The sequence below is a fragment of the Thalassospiraceae bacterium LMO-JJ14 genome (assembly GCA_021555105.2).
Taxonomy (GTDB): domain Bacteria; phylum Pseudomonadota; class Alphaproteobacteria; order Rhodospirillales; family Casp-alpha2; genus UBA4479.
Genome location: CP134604.1, coordinates 1,136,412 through 1,155,023, shown reverse-complemented (window position 1 = coordinate 1,155,023; position 18,612 = coordinate 1,136,412). Strand labels below are relative to the sequence as shown.

The 18,612-nt window shown below is 57.9% G+C and carries 16 protein-coding genes; 9 read left to right on the top strand and 7 right to left on the bottom strand.

Annotation, left to right across the window (positions count from 1 at the left end; all coding sequences use genetic code 11):
* Positions 1 to 31: 31 nt before the first annotated feature.
* The 4 genes from L2D14_05620 to L2D14_05605 form a co-directional block, all read right to left on the bottom strand.
* The gene (locus L2D14_05620; GenBank protein WNK00904.1) at positions 32 to 790 is read right to left on the bottom strand and encodes an alpha/beta fold hydrolase; all 759 of its coding nucleotides are present in this window, start codon (positions 788 to 790) and stop codon (positions 32 to 34) included.
* 107 nt (positions 791 to 897) lie between these two features.
* Positions 898 to 2,511, bottom strand: a complete 1,614-nt coding sequence (locus L2D14_05615; protein ID WNK00903.1) for a rhodanese-like domain-containing protein — start codon at positions 2,509 to 2,511, stop codon at positions 898 to 900.
* A gap of 11 nt (positions 2,512 to 2,522) precedes the next feature.
* On the bottom strand, positions 2,523 to 2,981 hold the full coding sequence (locus L2D14_05610) for a MaoC family dehydratase N-terminal domain-containing protein (GenBank protein ID WNK00902.1): 459 nt from the start codon (positions 2,979 to 2,981) through the stop codon (positions 2,523 to 2,525).
* A 22-nt stretch (positions 2,982 to 3,003) separates the two neighbouring features.
* Entirely contained in the window at positions 3,004 to 4,158 is a 1,155-nt protein-coding gene (locus tag L2D14_05605; protein ID WNK00901.1) for an acyl-CoA dehydrogenase family protein, read from the bottom strand.
* 216 nt (positions 4,159 to 4,374) lie between these two features.
* Between L2D14_05605 and L2D14_05600 the strand changes: the two genes are divergently transcribed.
* Complete coding sequence (locus L2D14_05600; GenBank protein WNK00900.1) at positions 4,375 to 4,872, top strand: flavin reductase family protein; 498 nt, start codon at positions 4,375 to 4,377, stop codon at positions 4,870 to 4,872.
* Between the two features lie 78 nt (positions 4,873 to 4,950).
* On the opposite strand, the gene L2D14_05595 is transcribed toward L2D14_05600, so the two are convergent.
* Positions 4,951 to 5,184, bottom strand: a complete 234-nt coding sequence (locus L2D14_05595) for an acetyl-CoA carboxylase biotin carboxyl carrier protein subunit (GenBank protein ID WNK00899.1) — start codon at positions 5,182 to 5,184, stop codon at positions 4,951 to 4,953.
* 207 nt (positions 5,185 to 5,391) lie between these two features.
* Here L2D14_05595 and L2D14_05590 point away from each other — a divergent pair, with 207 nt between their 5' ends.
* From L2D14_05590 to L2D14_05580, 3 genes are read left to right on the top strand one after another with little or no spacing between them, the layout of a single operon-like run.
* A complete protein-coding gene (locus L2D14_05590; protein WNK00898.1) occupies positions 5,392 to 6,930 on the top strand; it encodes a carboxyl transferase domain-containing protein in 1,539 nt (512 codons plus the stop codon).
* A 30-nt stretch (positions 6,931 to 6,960) separates the two neighbouring features.
* Entirely contained in the window at positions 6,961 to 8,553 is a 1,593-nt protein-coding gene (locus tag L2D14_05585; protein WNK00897.1) for an FAD-binding protein, read from the top strand.
* Positions 8,550 to 9,287: an enoyl-CoA hydratase/isomerase family protein gene (locus L2D14_05580; protein ID WNK00896.1), complete on the top strand. Its 738-nt coding sequence runs from the start codon at positions 8,550 to 8,552 to the stop codon at positions 9,285 to 9,287. The genes L2D14_05585 and L2D14_05580 overlap by 4 nt, the downstream gene beginning before the upstream one ends.
* A 48-nt stretch (positions 9,288 to 9,335) precedes the next feature.
* Here L2D14_05580 and L2D14_05575 read toward each other — a convergent pair whose 3' ends face one another.
* Complete coding sequence (locus tag L2D14_05575; protein ID WNK00895.1) at positions 9,336 to 10,121, bottom strand: SDR family oxidoreductase; 786 nt, start codon at positions 10,119 to 10,121, stop codon at positions 9,336 to 9,338.
* Positions 10,122 to 10,158: 37 nt separating this feature from the next.
* Entirely contained in the window at positions 10,159 to 11,550 is a 1,392-nt protein-coding gene (locus tag L2D14_05570; protein ID WNK00894.1) for an MmgE/PrpD family protein, read from the bottom strand.
* A 212-nt stretch (positions 11,551 to 11,762) separates the two neighbouring features.
* Between L2D14_05570 and L2D14_05565 the strand changes: the two genes are divergently transcribed.
* The 5 genes from L2D14_05565 to L2D14_05545 all read left to right on the top strand — a co-directional run bounded on the left by L2D14_05565 (position 11,763) and on the right by L2D14_05545 (position 18,414).
* Positions 11,763 to 12,305: a TRAP transporter small permease gene (locus L2D14_05565; GenBank protein ID WNK00893.1), complete on the top strand. Its 543-nt coding sequence runs from the start codon at positions 11,763 to 11,765 to the stop codon at positions 12,303 to 12,305.
* A gap of 11 nt (positions 12,306 to 12,316) precedes the next feature.
* Positions 12,317 to 13,624 carry a TRAP transporter large permease gene (locus L2D14_05560; protein ID WNK00892.1) on the top strand — a complete coding sequence of 436 codons (1,308 nt, stop codon included), beginning with the start codon at positions 12,317 to 12,319 and terminating at the stop codon, positions 13,622 to 13,624.
* A 125-nt stretch (positions 13,625 to 13,749) separates the two neighbouring features.
* Entirely contained in the window at positions 13,750 to 14,865 is a 1,116-nt protein-coding gene (locus L2D14_05555; GenBank protein ID WNK00891.1) for a C4-dicarboxylate TRAP transporter substrate-binding protein, read from the top strand.
* 325 nt (positions 14,866 to 15,190) lie between these two features.
* Positions 15,191 to 16,369 carry a CaiB/BaiF CoA-transferase family protein gene (locus L2D14_05550; GenBank protein WNK00890.1) on the top strand — a complete coding sequence of 393 codons (1,179 nt, stop codon included), beginning with the start codon at positions 15,191 to 15,193 and terminating at the stop codon, positions 16,367 to 16,369.
* A gap of 329 nt (positions 16,370 to 16,698) precedes the next feature.
* On the top strand, positions 16,699 to 18,414 hold the full coding sequence (locus L2D14_05545; protein WNK00889.1) for an IlvD/Edd family dehydratase: 1,716 nt from the start codon (positions 16,699 to 16,701) through the stop codon (positions 18,412 to 18,414).
* Positions 18,415 to 18,612: the final 198 nt, after the last annotated feature.

Below are 18,612 nucleotides of genomic sequence, written 5' to 3'. Positions count from 1 at the left end.
TATAACGTGGCAATTATAGAAAAATGTTACCCTAAAGCCGCTCAAGGAAAAGTTGCTCTATGCGCTTGGGTTGCTCGAAATTGGCCCAGTGCCCGGCATCCTCGATGATCCGCGCATCGAGCGAAGGGAATTCCTTTTGCAACCGTTCAATGCCCTGCCCGACATCCGGATCCAGATAGGGATCCATACGCCCCCAGACGAAAACCGACTTTTCAGCGATCACCGGCAGGCAGCGCAGGACAATATCTGACTCCGACATGGGCAGCCCGATCAGGCGCTCCCGCCTGTTCAGCAGGCCCAATTGCAATGTGATTACATCCTCATCGATCAATGCCGGATTGCCGATCATGGTCTGGCTCAGGTTCTCGCGCACCAGATCGCGCAGCATTTCCTCGGTCATTGACGAACTGCGGCGGCGTAAATCGCCGACCGCGTTGCGCCAATAAGGCCCCAGGCCGCCGGCGCCGATAAACACGGCCTGATCGACACGCGCGTAACGCGACTTAACGATCAGCGTCGCGATGACCGCGCCCAGGGAAAACGCGCCGATGCTGAAACGGGCATCGGGGCCAATCAGTGCATCGATGCCGTCCCCGATAATGTCGCCGACACTTTCCGCGCTGATGGGTTCCGGCGGCATATTGGAATCGCCCAGTCCCGGCAGGTCCGCGGCATAAACGGTGAACGTGTCCGCCAGTGCGGGAATATTGCTGACCCAGTGCTTCCACGAGCCGAAACCGCCATGCAGCAGAACCAGCGCCGGGCCGGCACCCCATTCGCGCCAAACCATGATGCCGTCCCCGCAAGGGGTTTCATGTTTCTTCGCCGACCGGTCCAGGCGCTCGACTTCCGCCATTCCAAGCCAGGCCCGATTTCCGGAAGACGGTACCATGCCGCTTACGCACTCTCGTCCGAGCCGGCAGCTTTATACTTCTCGCCCAGCTTTTCTTCCCATTCCAGATATTCGACCATCTCTTTTTTGGTCTTCTTATATGGAATGGCGAGCGCGTCATCGATCAGCGCATCGTCGCCGGCCGAACCGGCCTCCGTTGAAATCGCCCCCTGCCAGGTCTTGCCCGGCGCATTCAGCCACCGGACATCGCCGTAGCCCATGCCGGCCAGGGCTGCGGCCGCGTACGCCGCCTGCGCAGGATCGCGGGCCGTGATAACGACCGGCTGCGACGGCGTCGCCGTGTCGGCGATCCGGTCCTCAAGATATCCTCTCGGTATCCAGTGCGCGCCTTTGACATGGCATGCCTTGTAATCGCTGCCTTTGCCGACGTCGACAACCACTAACGCCGCGTCTGCCGCCAAAGCCGCGTTCAGTTCATCAAGACTGCATGACGGCGTCGCCGTCTCGGCTTCGGATAAACCCAGCGGCGGCGTTCGGCCGCGACCCGTCGCGATCGGCAAGCCTGCCACACGCCACGCCTCGACACCGCCTTGCAAAACAAAAACATTGCGGAAGCCCATGCGGCGATACCAGTACGCCGTCACGCCGGCACGGGAATCGTTATCATCCACGAAGACAATATCCGCGTCCGGTACGGCGGCGAAATCGTCGGCCCGCTGACACGCCTGACCGCCGGGCAGCAGGATCGAACTGCAGATGTGGCCGTTCTTGAAAGCCGCGACGTCGCGGGTATCGAAAATGTAAATCGGCTTTTCGAGCCGGGCGTCGACACGCTGGCTCAGTTCGGCCGGTGTGAGGATTTTCGCCCCCTCGGCACTGGCGAGTTCCAGCGCCCGGTCTCGCACCCCGGCGATGCTGTCCATGCTCGGTGGCGGCAGTGTGCGGTTCTGCCCGGCGGCCAGCTCGCGGTCCGAAAGACGCCATCCCATGGTGCCGTTTTCCAGCGCCCACAGATTCTTCATCCCGAGCAGACGCCCTGTTTCCGTACCGAAGATCGAGCGCGTCCGCCCCGCGCAATGAATGACGATGCCGTCATAGTTCCTGGCCCAGTCATCGACATGCAGACTCCAGTCGAACGATGGCGCGGATGTGCTGACCGGCAAGGACCCTTCCGTGTATTCCTGCGGTGTGCGGACATCGAACACACCGATGTTCTCGCCGGCATCGATCCGGGCAGCCAGATCATCCGACGTGATATAGGGAACCTTGCTCGAAACCAGCAATCGCTCGCCAAAGTCCTTGCACGGCACGTTCCAACCGGTTGCCACTTCATGGCCTGCCGCCTGCCAGGAGCGCAAGCCGCCTTCCAGCACACTGACATTCACGTATCCGAAATCCGACATGGTTTGCGCCGCACGCGTCGCACGACTGTCATCGCCGCCATCGTCATAAACGACGATGCGGGTTTTCGGCGCAGGCAGGAGTTCCTCCAGCCTGAGTTCGATCATGCGACGCGGCAGGAACGTCGCGCCGGGAATATGCCCCTTCTGCGCTTCGCCAAGCTCACGCACATCAAATAGCGCCCAGCTGCGGTGTGGCCAGATGCCGTCTTCTGCATTGCAAGCCGAATGTAGATCCTGGACCGAAGTAAAATCCATGACGCGCGTCCTTACTTAAGCTCGTTGGGGGATTCCCGGTAGACGGTGGACTTCCAGTTCGTGAAGACGTGATTGCCGTCACCGTCCTCGCCGATGACTTCCTGATAGAGGATTTCCATGCGGCCGGACTTGCCCTGTTTTTCCTCAACGGATTTGAAAACGATCCTGCAGGTCAGCACGTCGCCGGCGACGATCGGGCGGGAATACCTGAAGCCCTGCTCACCGGCCAGGATGCGTTTGCGGTCGAGATCACGCGTCCACGCCGGCTCTTCCGGCGGATAGAATGAAACCGGAAATGTCGGCGGGGCAATGATCCCGGGATATCCGTTTTCTTTCGCAGCAGCCTCATCACGATAAAACGCAGAAGCGTCGCCAATGGCGTCCGCAAATTTACGTATGGCACCTTTCTCGACTTCGACCACATAAGGGGCCGATTCCGATCCGATCAATGAGCGGTCAATTTCCGACACGGTGTTTCCTCCGGAGTTATTCTTAGTTCTTTTTCCACTGACTGTTACTGCGCCCGAGAATCTTTCCGGCGATCATGTTCTTGTGGATCTGCACGGTGCCGCCATAGATCGAGCCGCCACGTACTTCGGCATAGCGATGCGCAAGCGGATATTCCTTGGTATATCCGTTGGCACCCATGATCTGGATTGCGTCGTCGCAGATTTCCTTGGCCGCCGTCGCCGTAAAGACCTTGGCGATCGAGGTCTCAAGCGCATCGGGCAGGCCTGTCGCCTGCGCCGTGGATGCTGCCCGGTAGGTCAGCAGTTGCGCCGCATCCAGTTTGACCCGCATTTCCGCCAGCATCCACTGGATGCCCTGGAAGTCGCTGATCTCGCGATTGAACTGACGGCGCTCCTTGGAATATTCGAGCGCATATTCGTACGCCGCCTGGGCCGAGCCGAGCATCCTGGAAATACTGCCAAGTCGTTCGGCGTTATAGACGCTGATCAGTTTACCGAAGGCATTGCCGTCCAGCAGGATATTGGATTTCGGCACCCGGCAGTCGTCGAAGTACAATTCAAACAACAGCTCATCGGCCATGTTTACCGTTCCGGTCGAGCGGCTGAATCCCGGCGCGTCGTGCGGCACGATCACGGCACCGATATCGGCGGACTTGCCGGTGTTGCCGAAGCGGCAATACAAGACGGTAAAATCGTTAACATCGACCGCGCTGACAAACTGCTTGCTGCCGTTGATAACGACTTCGTCACCGACAACTTCCGCCCTTGTCCGCATCGCCGTCGCCGCCGATCCCGCTTCGGGTTCGGTGATACCAATGGAAATACCGATATCGCCCTGCGAGATTCCGCGCAGGTATTTTTCCTTCTGCTCGTCTGTCCCATAAGCCTCGATTGCACCGCAAGCGCCCGTCGACGTCCGGTGCGCCAGACCGCCTGTAGCAGGCGAGCAGGCATGCAGTGCCTGAATGACCATCACCGTGTCGAGAAGAGGCAAGCCGAGACCGCCATATTCCGTGGGCATGTTCAGTCCCAGCAATCCCTGTTCCGCCATTGCCTTTCGCAGCTTGCGGACACCTTCCGGCGATTTGTCGGCGGTTAACGGCTCAAGCTTGCGGGCATATGCCTCACGTGCGGCCTCAACGAGTTCCTTTTGGCTCTCGGTTTGTGCAAAGTCCATGTTTCCTCCTGCCCGGACATCCAGAATCGCGGCGCGGTTCCAGATCAATATTCTTATATTGTATCAATATATAACGCTACTTTTTGCATTAATTGTCAATCTTTGATGGGTACATTTTTTCTTGCGCCAAGTGCATTTGTTTTCCAATATCGCATAAATCGTGCCGCAAGAGACAAACCTTAACCGCGGCTATTATGATTCACGCAGGAAACAACCATGACTCTGGTATCTAGCGACGACTTCAAGCTCGGCATGCGCCATATTGCAGCGGCCGTAAGCGTCATCTCGACGATGGAAAACGACGAGCCGCGCGGCATGCTGGCAACAGCAGTGTGCTCGGTCTGCGCGGAACCGCCGACACTGCTGGTCTGCATCAACAAAAGTGCGTCAATGCATGCCGCCGTCGTTGAGAGTGGTTGTTTCTGCGTCAGTGTTCTGGACGAACGCCAGCTTGGTACGGCGTCAAAATTCTTGTCTGTCAGCGGCGCGGAGAGATTCAAGCTGTGCGATTGGGACAGGCTTCAAACGGGGGCGCCGGCCATTCGCGATGCCCTTGTGAATTTCGATGCACGTGTCGTCAATGCGGTTGAAGCAGGCTCACACACGGTATTCTTCGGTGAAGTCGCCGCCATCCGCTTCGCCGATGTCGACGGCCGGCCGCTTTTGTATCATAACGGATGCTATTCGGGATTGAGCGTGGAGCCGTTTTCCTGAGCCCCAACCGGACGGCGCCGGCAGGGTGCGGCCTGAGGGGTGCCGCCCGCCAACGCCCACCCCACAGATCGTGAAGGTTTAATCCGCCGTTTCGATAAGCGCCAATACCTGGTCTTCATCAACGGCATCCTGTTCTGCAACATTGATGGCAGAGACCGTTCCGTCAGCAGGGGCTTCGATACCGATTTCCATTTTCATGGACTCCAAGATCATAATCTCCTCGCCTGCGCTGACCGATTCGCCAACTTTTTTTTCAATCTTCCAGACCGAGCCGGTCACCGATGCCAAGACCTCGATTTGTGCCATTTTCATGCCCCCTTCGTGTTTCTTCAGCGCATTGAAGATGCGCTTGTCATGATCAAAACCGATTCAATATTCGTTAAATGTGTTGATATGACCTAGGACATTATGGAATAAGAAACAACAAAAATGAGGCAAGTGCCCTCGGGAATTATCGGCCAAAACAATGCTAATATACTGCCGCAGTCCCGCCGGGCGATGAGAATATTTGGGGCGAACATGGAAAAAACGACGATTGAAGAGCTTGAACGCCGCCGCCGGGAAGCTATGCAAATGGGCGGTCAGGAAAAAATCGATGCTTTGCATCAAAAAAACAAACTAACCGCACGCGAGCGTATCGATTTATTGCTGGACCCCGGCACATTCGAAGAGATCGGCATCCTGGCCCGCAGCCAGCACCCGACACTTCATGACCGCACGCCGGCGGACGGCTTGATCGCCGGGTCCGGAAAAATTCATGGCCGCACCGTCTACGTCACCTCCGATGACTACACCGTGCTGGCCGGCACGCGCGGTCGCATCGGCGAAGCGAAAACGCGCCGCATCCGCGAACTTTGCGCCAAGCATAACGCACCTTATATCGCATTGATGGAGGCCGGCGCCGGCCGTTTCCAGGAAGCCAACGGCGCCATTGCCGCCGGTATCGGCGACCGGTTCCGGGAACACTACAGACTTTCCGGCCACGCGCCCGTCGTCTCCGCTTTCATGGGGCCTTGCTTCGGCGGCCCGTCCTTCACGGCAATGCAGTCCGACTTCGTCACGATCGTCAATCCGACGGGATACATGGGGATGTCCGGCCCGCCTGTGGTTAAGGTCGGCATCGGCCGCGACGTCACCGCAGAGGAAGTCGGCGGCGCCGAGAAAGCTGCCAAGGAAACCGGTCAGGTCGATTACATGGCCAGCGACGAACAGGACTGCATCCGCTCTATCCGCGAATTCCTGTCTTACTTTCCCAACAACTGCGACGAGCTGCCGCCGCGCGCCGAACCGGCACCGGCACCGATCGACACGCCAGAGGGGCGCGAAGAAATCGATGCCCTCGTTTCCGACAATCACCGGCGCGCCTACGACATGGAAAAACTGGTCCGACTGATCGTCGACAATGGGGAATTCTTCCACTACCGCGAACTGTACGGCCGCAACCTGATTACAGCCTGGAGCCGCATCGACGGCGAAGTGGTCGGGATCGTCGCCAACCAGCCGAAACACTGGGCCGGTGCGCTGGACGACAAGGCCATCCGCAAGGCCCGGAAATTCGTCGAGCTGTGCGACGCATATCACATACCCCTGGTGTTCCTGACCGACTGCCCCGGCTTCGTCGTTGGGCCTGAGATCGAGAATCAGCGTATGGTTTCATTGGCTGCGCGGTTCCTGAATACAATGATCGCAACGACCGTTCCGATCACCACGATCGTTATCCGCAAGGCCATCGGCCTCGCCTATCTTGCAATGGGCGGCAAGACCATGGGACCGGACACGATCGTCGCCTGGCCGACGGCACAGTTCGACGTGATGGGGCCTGCGGCCGGTGTCGAATTGAGCTACGGCAAGAAGATTGCCGCGTCGCCTGATCCGGCCGCCACCCGCGCGGCCTATCTGAAGGAAGCCGAAGAGGTCGCCGCCGCGCACCATGCAGCGGAGATGGCGCTGATCGATGACGTCATTCTTCCCGCCGAAACGCGCGACATAATCAAAAGCACGTTCGCGCGCGCACAAAGTGTCCGCACCACCGGATTCAAGCACCGTATCGACCCCTGATCCATTACGCCCAACAGGAACGCCTGTCCTATGAAACTTGAAAACATTGCTGCCTGGGATATCGAAACCGATATCGTCATTGTCGGCTTCGGTGCTGCCGGCGGCGTCGCCGCAATTGATGCAGCGGACGCCGGCGCCCGTGTCATGATCCTTGAAAAGATGCCCTTTCCGGGCGGGCTTTCCGCTGTTTCCGCCGGGGGCATCCGTGTTTCCGAAAGCGCCGACGAGGCCTTTGCCTATCTGAAGGCGACCTGCGGCGGACGAACCCCGGACGATATTCTCAAAGTTCTTGCCGACGGGATGACCCAGGTCCCGGCCTATCTGCGAGGGTTGGCCGAGATCAACGGCGCCACGGTCAAGGTCACGCCGGCGCTCGGCAACTATCCGCTCCCGGGCTGCGAGGCATTGGCGTATTGCGAAGTCAGCGAAGTACCGGCACTCGAGAACGGCACGCGCTACCACGCGACCCACGCGACGAAAAACGGCGGGCGGCTGTTCAAGGTCCTCGAAGATAATGTCCAGAAACGCAATATACCGGTTCATTACAATGCGCCGGCGCAAAAACTGATTACCGATTCTCAGGGCGAGGTTTGCGGCATCATGGCCCGCATCGACGGCAAGGACGTTATGATTCATGCCGCCAAGGCGGTGATCCTGACCTGCGGCGGCTTTGAGAACGATGACGAAATGAAGCAACAGTATTTCCAGGCGCAGCCGGTCCTGACCGGCTCGTTCGCCGGCAATACCGGCGACGGCATCCGCATGGCGCAGGCGGTCGGCGCCGACCTTTGGCACATGTGGCATTATCACGGCCCCTACGGCATGAAGGATCCTTCGGGGAAATATCCATTCGGTCTGTACATGAAAGCCGTGCCGATGTGGACGCCGGGGCACCCGGAAAGCGTTTCCGATCTTGGTGTCGTCGATGACGCGGGCAAGCCGCTGTCACAGAAATCGCTCGCCAAGATCGCGTGGATACTGGTCGATCAGGACGGCAAGCGGTTCATGGACGAATACCCGCCCTATCCTGGCGACACCGGTATCCGGCCCCTCGATCAGTACGATTCGAAACGGCAGAAATTCCCGCGCATCCCGGCGTATGCTATCTTCGATGAACACGGCCGGCAGATGTACGCCATGGGCCGCACAGCCTACAACGACGCCGATGCGCACTACGACTGGAGTCCGGACAACCTCAAAGAGGTCGAGAACGGCATCCTGATCAAAGCCGACACGATCGAGGAGTTGGCCGCCAAGCTGAATGTCGGCGCAAACCAGTTGAAGCGCACCTTCGAAACCTGGAATGCCGCCGTCGCCGCCGGCCACGATGAAGAGTTCGGCCGACAGCCCGACACCATGGTGCCTATTCAAACCCCGCCATATTATTTCGCGGAGATCTATCCGGTCGTCATCAACACGCAAGGTGGGCCGCGCCATAACGTCAGGCAGGAAATCCTCAACCCGTTCGGCGAACCGATCCCGCGGCTGTATGCCGCCGGCGAGTTGGGCAGTGTGTTCGGACATCTGTATGTCGGTGGCGGAAATCTTGCGGAATGCTTCGTCGGCGGCCGCATCGCCGCCAGCGAGGCAAGCAAACTGGAAAGCCGGAAACCGGCGCCATGAGCAGCACGTCTTCATGCCTTCGACTTGATGACGACAACGGCGTCCGCACCTTGACGCTGTCGCGCCCTGAAAAACTCAACGCACTTGGACGCGAACTGATCGAAGCCCTCACCGTCGCCTTGCATGACGCGGAGGATGATGCCGGGGTACAGGCCGTCGTACTAGGGGGCTGCGACAAGGCCTTCAGTGCCGGCGTGGACCTTAAGGAAACATCGGCCCTCAAGGAAGAAACGGAGATCGTCGCCCATGCAGGCCGCGTGGCCGATCTGTTCCTGGCAATTCCGCGCATGACCAAGCCGACATTCGCGGCGGTCGAAGGCTATGCGCTCGGTGGCGGCTGCGGTCTGGCGCTGGCCTGCGATTTCCTTATCGCCTCGAACAATGCGGTTTTCGGGTATCCGGAGATCAAGAAAGGCGTCATGCCGGCACTGGTAACGCCAAACCTTGTGAAACGGGTGGGGCCGCGCAGAGCGTTCGAGTTTCTGGCGAGCGGCAAGCAGTATAGCGCCGAGGACATGTTCGCTCTCGGACTTGTCAGCAAAGTCGTTGCCGTGGGAGAAGCGCTTGGCGAAGCACAGGCGTGGGCCGCGGCGATCAAGGCGCACGACCCGAGGATTCTCGCCTGGATCAAGGAACTCACCAAGGACTGTGAGAATGTGTCTCTCGAAGACGGACTGGGCATCGCTCGGCGCATGAATGCGCGGGCACGCCTGGAACTCAGGGACAAATCCTGATCAATCCCCCCTGATCAATCCCCCCTGACCAATCCCCCCTGACGATGTTCAGAGGGAGACCGTCCCGCCGCCGTCGATTTGCATGATCGTACCGGTGACAAACCGTGACATTCCAGAAGCGAGGTACAGCGCAGCATCAGCAATATCGTCGACCTCGGCCATCTCGCCGAGCGGGTTCGCGGCCTTGGCGCCGCTTCTGGAATCGCTGCCGGTGGCACCGGAAATCTTTTCGTTGGCGGCCGCAATCTTGTCATAGCGCGGCGAGCGGACCGGTCCCGGCGCAATGGCATTGATGCGGACCCCTTGCGGACCGTAAATATTCGCCAAGCCCTTGGTCAGCGTATTCACGGCAGCATTGGCACAACTTCCTGCCAGGTGCGAAGGGGAATTCGGCTGGTGGCCGCCACGCCCTGAAACATTGACGATACTGCCGCCGCCATTTTCGAGCATAAACGGCAGTGCTGCGCGCGATGTGCGCATATAGCCCAGCGCCTTGGCATCCAGAACCGCCATCCAGTCATCGTCGGAAAGATCGAAGAAATCGGCGAAGATCGGGCATGTGGTCGAGTTCACCAGAATGTCGATTGCGCCGAAGCTGTCGAACACCGCCTTCGCCGTGGCATCCACCTGATCGCGGTCGACAACGTCCATCACGAAAACCTGCGATTTGGTCCCGGCGGGCAGCCCGTCCGCGACCTCGGCCAGGGTTATGGCGTTCCGGCCGGAAAGCGCGATGCTGGCACCCTCGGCGGCGAAACGGCGGGTGATCGCCGCGCCCAACGCGCCGGCGGCCCCGGTAATCCAGGCGGTTTTCCCCTCAAGCATGCGCTCCATGATGTTCTCTCCTCTTATTTATAATGTATGGGCCGTCTCAGGCGCCGTCGTACAAACCATCAAGCGAGGGGGCCTGCCGCAGACCGACCAGCCGCTCATAGACACGCCGCGCTGCATCCGGCTGCATCGGGCTGGCTCCGCGCGTCAGGCAATCGCCGGCTTTTTCGGCGAGCACCGCGTGGGCATCCGCGCCCTCGGCGGCATTCGGCACATCGCGTACATGCTGCGTATGTGTCTGCCCCCCCTTCAGCTCAACCGTCACCTCGCACGGCGCGACGTGGCCGTCTCTATCGTCGAACAGCGTTAAATCCAATGCCCGGGCAAAGCGGACGACCTCCGGGTCCAGCGCCTGCGCGGGTTCGATATCGGCCAGTTTGACGCCGCCGGAAAACAGCGCGCGTGCCGCCGCGTAACGGGCGGAAAACTGCGCCGCGACCTGCGGGTTGGCGTCCGGCGTGTAGTCGCCGCCGATGATGCGATTCATATAAGGCGTTATACACACCTTCAGCGCGCTGACGTCATCCTTGGTAAAACCGTGCGCGGCCATCAGCGACAGCACGGCATCAATGATGACGTGGGTGCACAGGCAGGTCGGGAAAAGCTTGATTGTCACGTTCTGAAAGACGTATGTCTGCCCCAGACCGGCCACCACCTGCTCAGGTTGACCTTCCTCGTACAGCGAAAAAAGCCCCGCCGGACCGTCAAGAAAACGGTGCGCCGCCGTAACCCCACGCTTCGCCAGCGCCGCCGAAAGCACACCCGCACGCGCGGCAAAAGCCGTCTGATATCGTTTCGCAAGGGCGCGTTCAACAATCGCCTGTTTTGTTCCGGAAGTCTGGGCTAAGGCCAGACCGAAGGCATTCAGCGTTTGCTCGGTGCTCAGACCGAGCAGCGCCGACGCCGTTGCCGTTGCGCCAAATACGCCATAGACCGAGGCCGGGAACCAGTTCGACTGGCGAGGCGTCGCCAGCGATATCCGGCACATGACTTCGCAGCCGGCAATATGCGCGGCAACGATCTGTTCGCCGCTCGCTTTTATGTCCTCGCCGATGGCCAGAGCGACGGGAACGGTAATGGCCGCTGGATGCAGCAGCGATTCCTGATGCACGCTATCGTAATCCAATGCCGCGGCGGAAACCGCATTCACAAAAACCGCTTGCGCGACACTGACCGATTCGGCGCGGCCCCATAAACGTGCGGCCGGTGCTGCGGATTCGAGCAGCGCAAGCTCCGCCGCCTGGGAAGCCCCCGCCTCGACACTGCCGGCCCAGCCGACAGCAACGGTATCGGCAATCTGCCGAGCGGCGGATATCCATCCCTCCTCGGTTAAGGCGCCGAAATCCCCGCTGGCAACAAACGATGCCAGAAGCCGATTGCTGTCGTCATGGCAGGACTTTGTAACGTCTTCTATAATCCCATTATCCGGCATCCGTTTATGTCACTCCTTGCTTCTCCACATTATCGCACCTCTTATATAGAGGCAAAGCACCAATATTGATTACTTTTTTTTAGGCGATTTGATATCTTTGTGTTGATTAGAATTGATACAATGTTATAGTTTGCGTTATCAAATTGATAAATAGGCACTGGCGATTTTGGACGATCCGGAATCGGAATAGATGCCTTTTAATGGGTGGTTACATGCTGGAGATTACGGAAAAACTCATATCTTGGTGCGCACGAGCCCTGCTGTTCGTAGGCGCCGTAGCAATCGTCCTGATGATGACGCATGTCATGCTTGAAGTCATACTGCGGACCTTGTTCAACAAATCCATTCCAGGAACGGAAGAAATTGTCTCCGGCTACTATATGGTCGCCGTGGTTTTTCTGCCGCTTGCCTACGTGCAGCTTGAACGCGGTCACGTCATTATCGAGTTGTTTACTCTCAAGGCCGGTCCGCGTCTGAAGGCCTGGATCGACGGCTTTGTCTACATAATCTGTGGCGGCGCCCTCGCGGTTTTCACATACGCCACCTTCGACAAAGCCATAAAGATGACGGCAAAGAACGAAATGTGGATCGGTATGATCGAGGTCACCATTTGGCCGGCGCGTTGGGCACTGCCTTTTGGCCTCGGCATCATGATGCTGATTATGTTTCTTCAAGCCATCCGTGAATTCCAATCCGCAATCACCGGCGAGCATTATCAAGAACCGATGCACGCCGAAGATTCCGAACAAGTGTGAGTAATCTATAAATGGCCCTGACTATCGGAATCATAGGACTTACCGTCCTGCTCGTGCTGTTGGCTCTTCGCATTCCAATCGCGTTTGCTCTCGGTCTTGTTTCACTAGGCGGCATTGCCCTTATTCGAGGCCCGATGCCTGCCGTTGCCGCCCTGGAAACGCTGACATTCAACTTCATTGCGCACTGGTCGCTGTCCGCCGTGCCAATGTTCTTGCTGATGGGGAACGTCGCGTATAAGTCGGGTCTGACGCAGAGCCTGTACCGCGCGACGCGTCTTTGGCTCAGCTCACTGCCGGGTGGCCTTGCCATCGCCAGCACTGCGGCATGCGCACTGTTTGCTGCAGCCTCGGGCTCAAGCGTCGCCACCGCCTCCGCCATGGGCCGGATCGCCATCCCGGAAATGCTGAAATACAAGTACGATCCGGGCCTTGCGACCGGCACTGTCGCTGCGGCGGGCACGCTGGGATCGCTGATCCCGCCGTCCATCCTGATCATTCTGTTTGCTATTTTCGCCGAAGCATCAATTGGTCAAATGCTGATCGCGGGTATTTTACCCGGCATTCTTTCGGCTCTGGTGTTCGCAACGATGATCGTGACCCGGTGCATCATCAATCCGAAATTGGCACCAAAGGTCGAAGGCGGCGTCACTTGGGGCGAGCGTATTGCCGTGCTGCGCGATATCTGGCCGCTGCCGGTTCTCATTCTCGGTGTTCTCGGCGGCATATATTCAGGCGTATTCACAGCGACCGAAGCCGGTGCCGGCGGCGCCTTCCTGGCCTTCGTTATCGCCGGGATGCAGCGTCGACTGACGATGCAGGTCTTCAAAGAATCAGTCATCGAATCCCTTAAAGCGACATCGATGATTTTCTTCATCGCCCTTGGCGGCATCATGCTCACCCGCTTCATGGCCATGTCCGGCGTTCCCGCAGCCCTCAGCCTGGCGCTTGGCGACCACGCCCTGGACCCGATCGTTCTGGTGATCGCATCTTCGGTGATATTCATCGTCCTCGGGATGTTCCTGGACTCTATCGGCCTGATGCTCCTGACGCTGCCCGTTCTGTTGCCGCTGTTTGAGGCATCGGGCGCCGACATCATCTGGTTTGGCGTGCTGGTGATCAAATATCTCGAGATCGGCCTTATCACGCCGCCGGTCGGCCTCAATGTTTATGTCATCAAGGGTGTCGTTGGCGACAAAGTTCCACTTGAGACGATCTTCAAGGGCGTCTTGTGGTTTGTCCTGGCCGACATCGTCACGCTGGCCCTGCTGATTGCGTTCCCGGACATATCCCTGCTGTTGCCGACAATGATGTTGAGGTAACGGGATATGCATCACAACCACATGCGGCCATCAGAATTTTTTACGGCCAACATCTCATCTGTTTCCGTGGTGTAAACAGTTGAGAATCGAAAAATTAACACCACTACCTTAGTTGGGAGACGGAAATGAAACACTCAATATTGAAAATGGCGGCACTTGCTCTTGCCGTCCTGGCGTTCGCCTATCCTGCATCAGCAGAGAAAAAACTGGTATACGCCAACTACCTTGGATTGAAACACTCGACCAACCCTGAACTAGAAAAGTTCTTCAAGGCTGTTGAAGAAGATTCCAACGGCAGCCTTAAATGGGAATGGCACTTCGCATCTTCACTGCTCGGCCCAAAGGACATTCCCGCCGGCATTCGTGACGGTATTGCCGATGCCGGTTATTTCGTTGGCGTGTATGTGCCTTCGGAAATGCCGGTAGATAACTTCATCGGTGATTTCGCATTCCTGAACGATGACGCCATCGCGATGACCGGCGCTCTCAACGAATTGGTTCTGTTCGAATGTGATGAATGCGCGGACGAATACCGCGAGAATTTCAACACCCAGTTCCTGGGTACGTATGCGCTGACGGACTATCTTTTCCAGTGCAAAGAACCGCTCAAGAGCCTTGCTGACTTCAAAGGGAAGAAAGCACGCGGCTTTGCGGGTTGGACTGAAATGATCAAGGGTATGGATGCCGTTCCGGTTTCCGTTTCCGCCAACGAAATGTACGAAGCGCTCGAAAGAGGCATCATCGACTGTGCCACCCACAGCATCACCAGCCAGAAAACGCGTTCTCTGGGTGAAGTGGCGCACAACATCATCACCAACTCTCTTGGTGGTTTCATGGGCGCATCCCTGATCAACCTTCGCACGGACAAATGGGACAACCTGACAGCAGACGAAAAGACGGCAATCCTGAAAAACCTGCCGAAGCTGATCTCCAGCAGCGTTTTTAACTACGTCAATCAGGACATTTCCGTGAAAAAGGAAATGGAAGCCAAGGGTAACAAGTTCTATGCAGCCGACCCTGACCTTGCGAAATTCATCACGGAGTTCCGGGCTGATTTCATCAAGAACAAAGTCGTCGACAAAGGCAAATCGCGCGGCATCAAGGATCCTGCAAAAATCCTCGCTTCGATGCAGCGTCTGACGGTCAAATGGAAAAAGCTGATTGCGGATAACGGCCGTACGCCGGAAACCCTCGAGAAACTGCTGTGGCAGGAAATTTACAGCAAAATGCCTGTCAAATAATTCGAAAAATTATCTCTCAGCGGTGTCCTCCCTGACATTCCGCTAGCCAACTGAACGGGGAGCAATCTAATTTGCTCCCCGTTTTTTTTACGCTGCTGTTCGTCCGGAATATCTACACGCAGATTCATGTTATGTGCGTGAAGCCTTGGCTTTTCAGCGATCTTGATTGATATGTGAAGCTGGGAATTTTAGGGTTAAATACTACAACAATCTGATGGAATTGGTTTAGGTGTGATGATTCAATTTATCGCAAATCATGATTTTGAGAACCGCATCGTTTGCCGCACGTGGCACTTAATAGCGGTCCCGACAAACGTGATCGCAGATGACTGAGTCTCCTAAAAAAGCACAAGGGCCACTTGTCGGCGTGCGGGTCCTTGAATTCGCAAGCAAGGGACCGGCCCCCTATTGCAGCATGTTGCTTTCGGATTTAGGCGCCGACATTCTGCGGCTGGACCGCGCGGTGGCGGACGCCAGCATGGCGAAGACGCAACATGACCCCATGAACCGGGGACGCCGGTCCATTGCCATAGACCTCAAGAACACCGAGGCGACAGCCTTTGCGTTGGATCTCATCGCCAAAACCGACGTACTGGTAGAAGGCATGCGCCCAGGCGTCATGGAACGGCTGGGCCTTGGTCCCGATGTTGCTCAGGCAAAGAATCCCAGGCTCATTTACGGGCGCATGACCGGTTGGGGACAGGAAGGCCCGAATGCCGGCCTTCCCGGACATGACATCAACTACATCGCGACCACGGGCGTATTGGCGGGCATCGGCAGTCCGGATGGATACCCTGTGCCGCCGCTCAATCTTGTCGGTGATTATGGCGGCGGCATGCTGCTTGCCTTCGGTATCGTCGCTGCGCTTTTCGAAAGATCAAACTCGAATACCGGGCAGGTTATTGACGCTGCGATGATTGATGCATCCGCAAGCATGATGACGTCATTTTTCGGCATGATGCGGGCGGGACAATGGTCTGACAGCAATCGCGGCAACAATGTGCTCGATGGCGGCGCGCCTTTCTATACCTGCTATCAGACGTCCGATGGTAGGTTTGTTGCTGTCGGTGCTGTCGAAGCCAAATTCTTCACAGAGCTTTTGCGCCGTCTCGGTCTACCGGTATCTTTGGCGCAAGACCAGAACGTCCGCGCGAAATGGCCTGCGTTAAAGGAACGTATCGCCGCTGTGATCCGTGAGAAAACCCGCGATCAGTGGGCGCGTCTTTTTGCCGATGCCGAAACATGCCTATCACCGGTGATGACATTATCGGAAGCACCTGCAGAACCGCACAATCAGGCGCGCGGGACATTCATTGATGTGAACGGCGATATCCAACCTGCGCCTGCCCCACGCTTTGAGCGAACGCCCGGGGCGATCCAGAATGCCCCCGCCAGGGAAGGCGCGGACACCATCTCGGCGCTTGCCGAATGGGGATATAAAAAGAATGAAATTGATACGCTTATCGAGAAAAAGGTGCTCTATCAGGCCGCTGAGCATGAATGAATTGAGACCGGGAAATATACAAACGTCTTATCATCGAACGGGCTCATAAAAAGATATTAAAACCCGATACCGTCTGGCAAAAACGCAGACCGACGTTACTGTAAGGGTTCCGCCCTCGCCTGGATGCCGCTCAACAGGCCGGAAAGTGGCCATCTCTGGCCCATATCGACGGTTGCCGTTATACCGGCGTGCCGAACCAGCGAATCAGTGTGTGCGATAAATTTCAGTCTCACCGGTAAGCGCTGAACGACCTTGATCCAGTTGCCGGAACCATTTTTCGGCGGCAGGATGGCAACGAACTGATACCAATTGGGAGCGAAAATCAGAAGATGGCAAAACTAACAGGCATGCGGCGCGGGCTTACCCGCTACGGCGATGAGGAATTCGCGCTTTATCTGCGCAAGGCGTTCATCAAGGCCATGGGATATTCGGATGATGCGTTGTCGCGCCCAGTGATCGGGATTGCCGACACCTTTTCCGAATACAATGCCTGTCATGCCAACGTGCCCAAGATCACCGAAGCCGTTAAGCGCGGGGTCATGCTGGCCGGTGGTCTGCCGATGACGTTCCCGACGATCTCGCTTCACGAATCGTTTTCATTTCCGACCAGCATGTACCTGCGCAACCTCATGGCCATGGACACGGAAGAAATGATGCACGCGTTGCCCATGGACGCCTGTGTCCTGATCGGCGGCTGCGACAAGACGGTGCCCGCGCAACTGATGGCCGCGGCCAGCGCCGACATTCCGACCATTCAGGTCGTCACCGGCCCGATGCTTTCGGGAACCCATGGCGAGGAACGTGTTGGCGCCTGCACAGATTGCCGGCGCTTTTGGGGGCAATATCGGGCTGGAAACATCGACAGCGATGAAATCAACAGGGTGGAAGGCCGATTGGTCCCGACAGCCGGCACATGCGGCGTTATGGGGACGGCCTCGACGATGGCCTGCATGACTGAAGCGATGGGCATGATGCTGCCCGGCGGCGCCACCATTCCGACGGTGTATGCCGACCGCCTGCGTCATGCGGAAGCCGCCGGCGCCAGGGCTATGGAAATTGCGACGGAAGGCCTCTGCCCCTCAAAGATCCTGACTCCGGACAGCATCGCCAACGGCCTGCGCATGTTGCTCGCCATCGGCGGGTCGACGAACGGTGTCGTGCATCTTGCGGCGATCGCCGGCCGACTCGGTATTGAGGTCGATATGGAGGCTTTCGACCGCATGGGCGAGGAAACGCCCGTGCTGGTGGATCTGAACCCGTCCGGAAAATATTACATGGATGACCTGCACCGCGCCGGCGGGACAGCAGCCATCCTGCGTGAACTCAAACCGCTTTTGAATCTGGAATGCATGACCGTGACCGGCCGCACCCTCGGCGAGGAAATCGAGGCTTTGCCGCCGGGACACGCCCAGGACGTGGTCCGCCCGCTTTCCGATCCGATCCATTCGGGCGGCGGCATTGCGTTCCTTAAAGGTAATCTTGCGGGCGACGGCGCCATCATCAAACAGTCGGCCTGTTCCCCGGATCTACTTGTCCATACCGGTCGCGCCGTCGTCTTCGACTCCCTGGAGGATCTGGCCGCACGAATTGACGATCCCGACCTTGATGTCACTGCCGAGGATATCCTGATCCTGCGCAACGCCGGCCCGAAGGGTGCCCCAGGTATGCCGGAAGCGGGATATATACCGATCCCCAGGAAACTGGCGGCCCAGGGGATCAAGGATATGGTCAGAATCTCCGACTGCCGGATGAGTGGCACCGCATTCGGCACCATCGTGCTGCATGCAGAGCCGGAAGCCGCCATCGGCGGTCCATTGGCCCTCGTTGAGAGCGGTGATATCGTCCGCCTGGACGTCCCGAAACGGCTTTTGCAACTCGAGGTGACGGACGAGGAGCTCGACCGCCGGCGGGCAGCATGGACACCGCCGATCACGCCCCCCATGCGTGGCTATGCCAAGCTGTTCAACGAACACATCCAGCAAGCCGGAAGCGGTGTTGATTTCGACTTTCTCGTAAAGCAGCCATACACGGACACAACGCCTTAACCGTGTTCGGGGCGCGGACGGGCTTATTCATCATCCTGATAGAGAAGAAATGCACGGCGTGGCCGTGGTAAGCGCTGAAAACTCTGCGGCAGGCAGGATCAGCGCGCCACGCGGCGTCCGTATTTCCGTCGGCATCATTCCTCAGCATGGGATAATCGAAGCCGGCCTAGGCAGCTTTGCAAGCTTACTCACAACGGC

Bases quoted from the DNA above. Each gene is read 5' to 3' on its own strand.
- L2D14_05620 (WNK00904.1), bottom strand. From the start codon at position 790: ATGGTTTGGCGCGAATGGGGTGCCGGCCCGGCGCTGGTTCTGCTGCAT.
- L2D14_05615 (WNK00903.1), bottom strand. From the start codon at position 2,511: ATGGATTTTACTTCGGTCCAGGATCTACATTCGGCTTGCAATGCAGAA.
- L2D14_05605 (WNK00901.1), bottom strand. From the start codon at position 4,158: ATGGACTTTGCACAAACCGAGAGCCAAAAGGAACTCGTTGAGGCCGCA.
- L2D14_05600 (WNK00900.1), top strand. From the start codon at position 4,375: ATGACTCTGGTATCTAGCGACGACTTCAAGCTCGGCATGCGCCATATT.
- L2D14_05595 (WNK00899.1), bottom strand. From the start codon at position 5,184: ATGAAAATGGCACAAATCGAGGTCTTGGCATCGGTGACCGGCTCGGTC.
- L2D14_05590 (WNK00898.1), top strand. From the start codon at position 5,392: ATGGAAAAAACGACGATTGAAGAGCTTGAACGCCGCCGCCGGGAAGCT.
- L2D14_05585 (WNK00897.1), top strand. From the start codon at position 6,961: ATGAAACTTGAAAACATTGCTGCCTGGGATATCGAAACCGATATCGTC.
- L2D14_05580 (WNK00896.1), top strand. From the start codon at position 8,550: ATGAGCAGCACGTCTTCATGCCTTCGACTTGATGACGACAACGGCGTC.
- L2D14_05575 (WNK00895.1), bottom strand. From the start codon at position 10,121: ATGGAGCGCATGCTTGAGGGGAAAACCGCCTGGATTACCGGGGCCGCC.
- L2D14_05570 (WNK00894.1), bottom strand. From the start codon at position 11,550: ATGCCGGATAATGGGATTATAGAAGACGTTACAAAGTCCTGCCATGAC.
- L2D14_05565 (WNK00893.1), top strand. From the start codon at position 11,763: ATGCTGGAGATTACGGAAAAACTCATATCTTGGTGCGCACGAGCCCTG.
- L2D14_05560 (WNK00892.1), top strand. From the start codon at position 12,317: ATGGCCCTGACTATCGGAATCATAGGACTTACCGTCCTGCTCGTGCTG.
- L2D14_05555 (WNK00891.1), top strand. From the start codon at position 13,750: ATGAAACACTCAATATTGAAAATGGCGGCACTTGCTCTTGCCGTCCTG.
- L2D14_05550 (WNK00890.1), top strand. From the start codon at position 15,191: ATGACTGAGTCTCCTAAAAAAGCACAAGGGCCACTTGTCGGCGTGCGG.
- L2D14_05545 (WNK00889.1), top strand. From the start codon at position 16,699: ATGGCAAAACTAACAGGCATGCGGCGCGGGCTTACCCGCTACGGCGAT.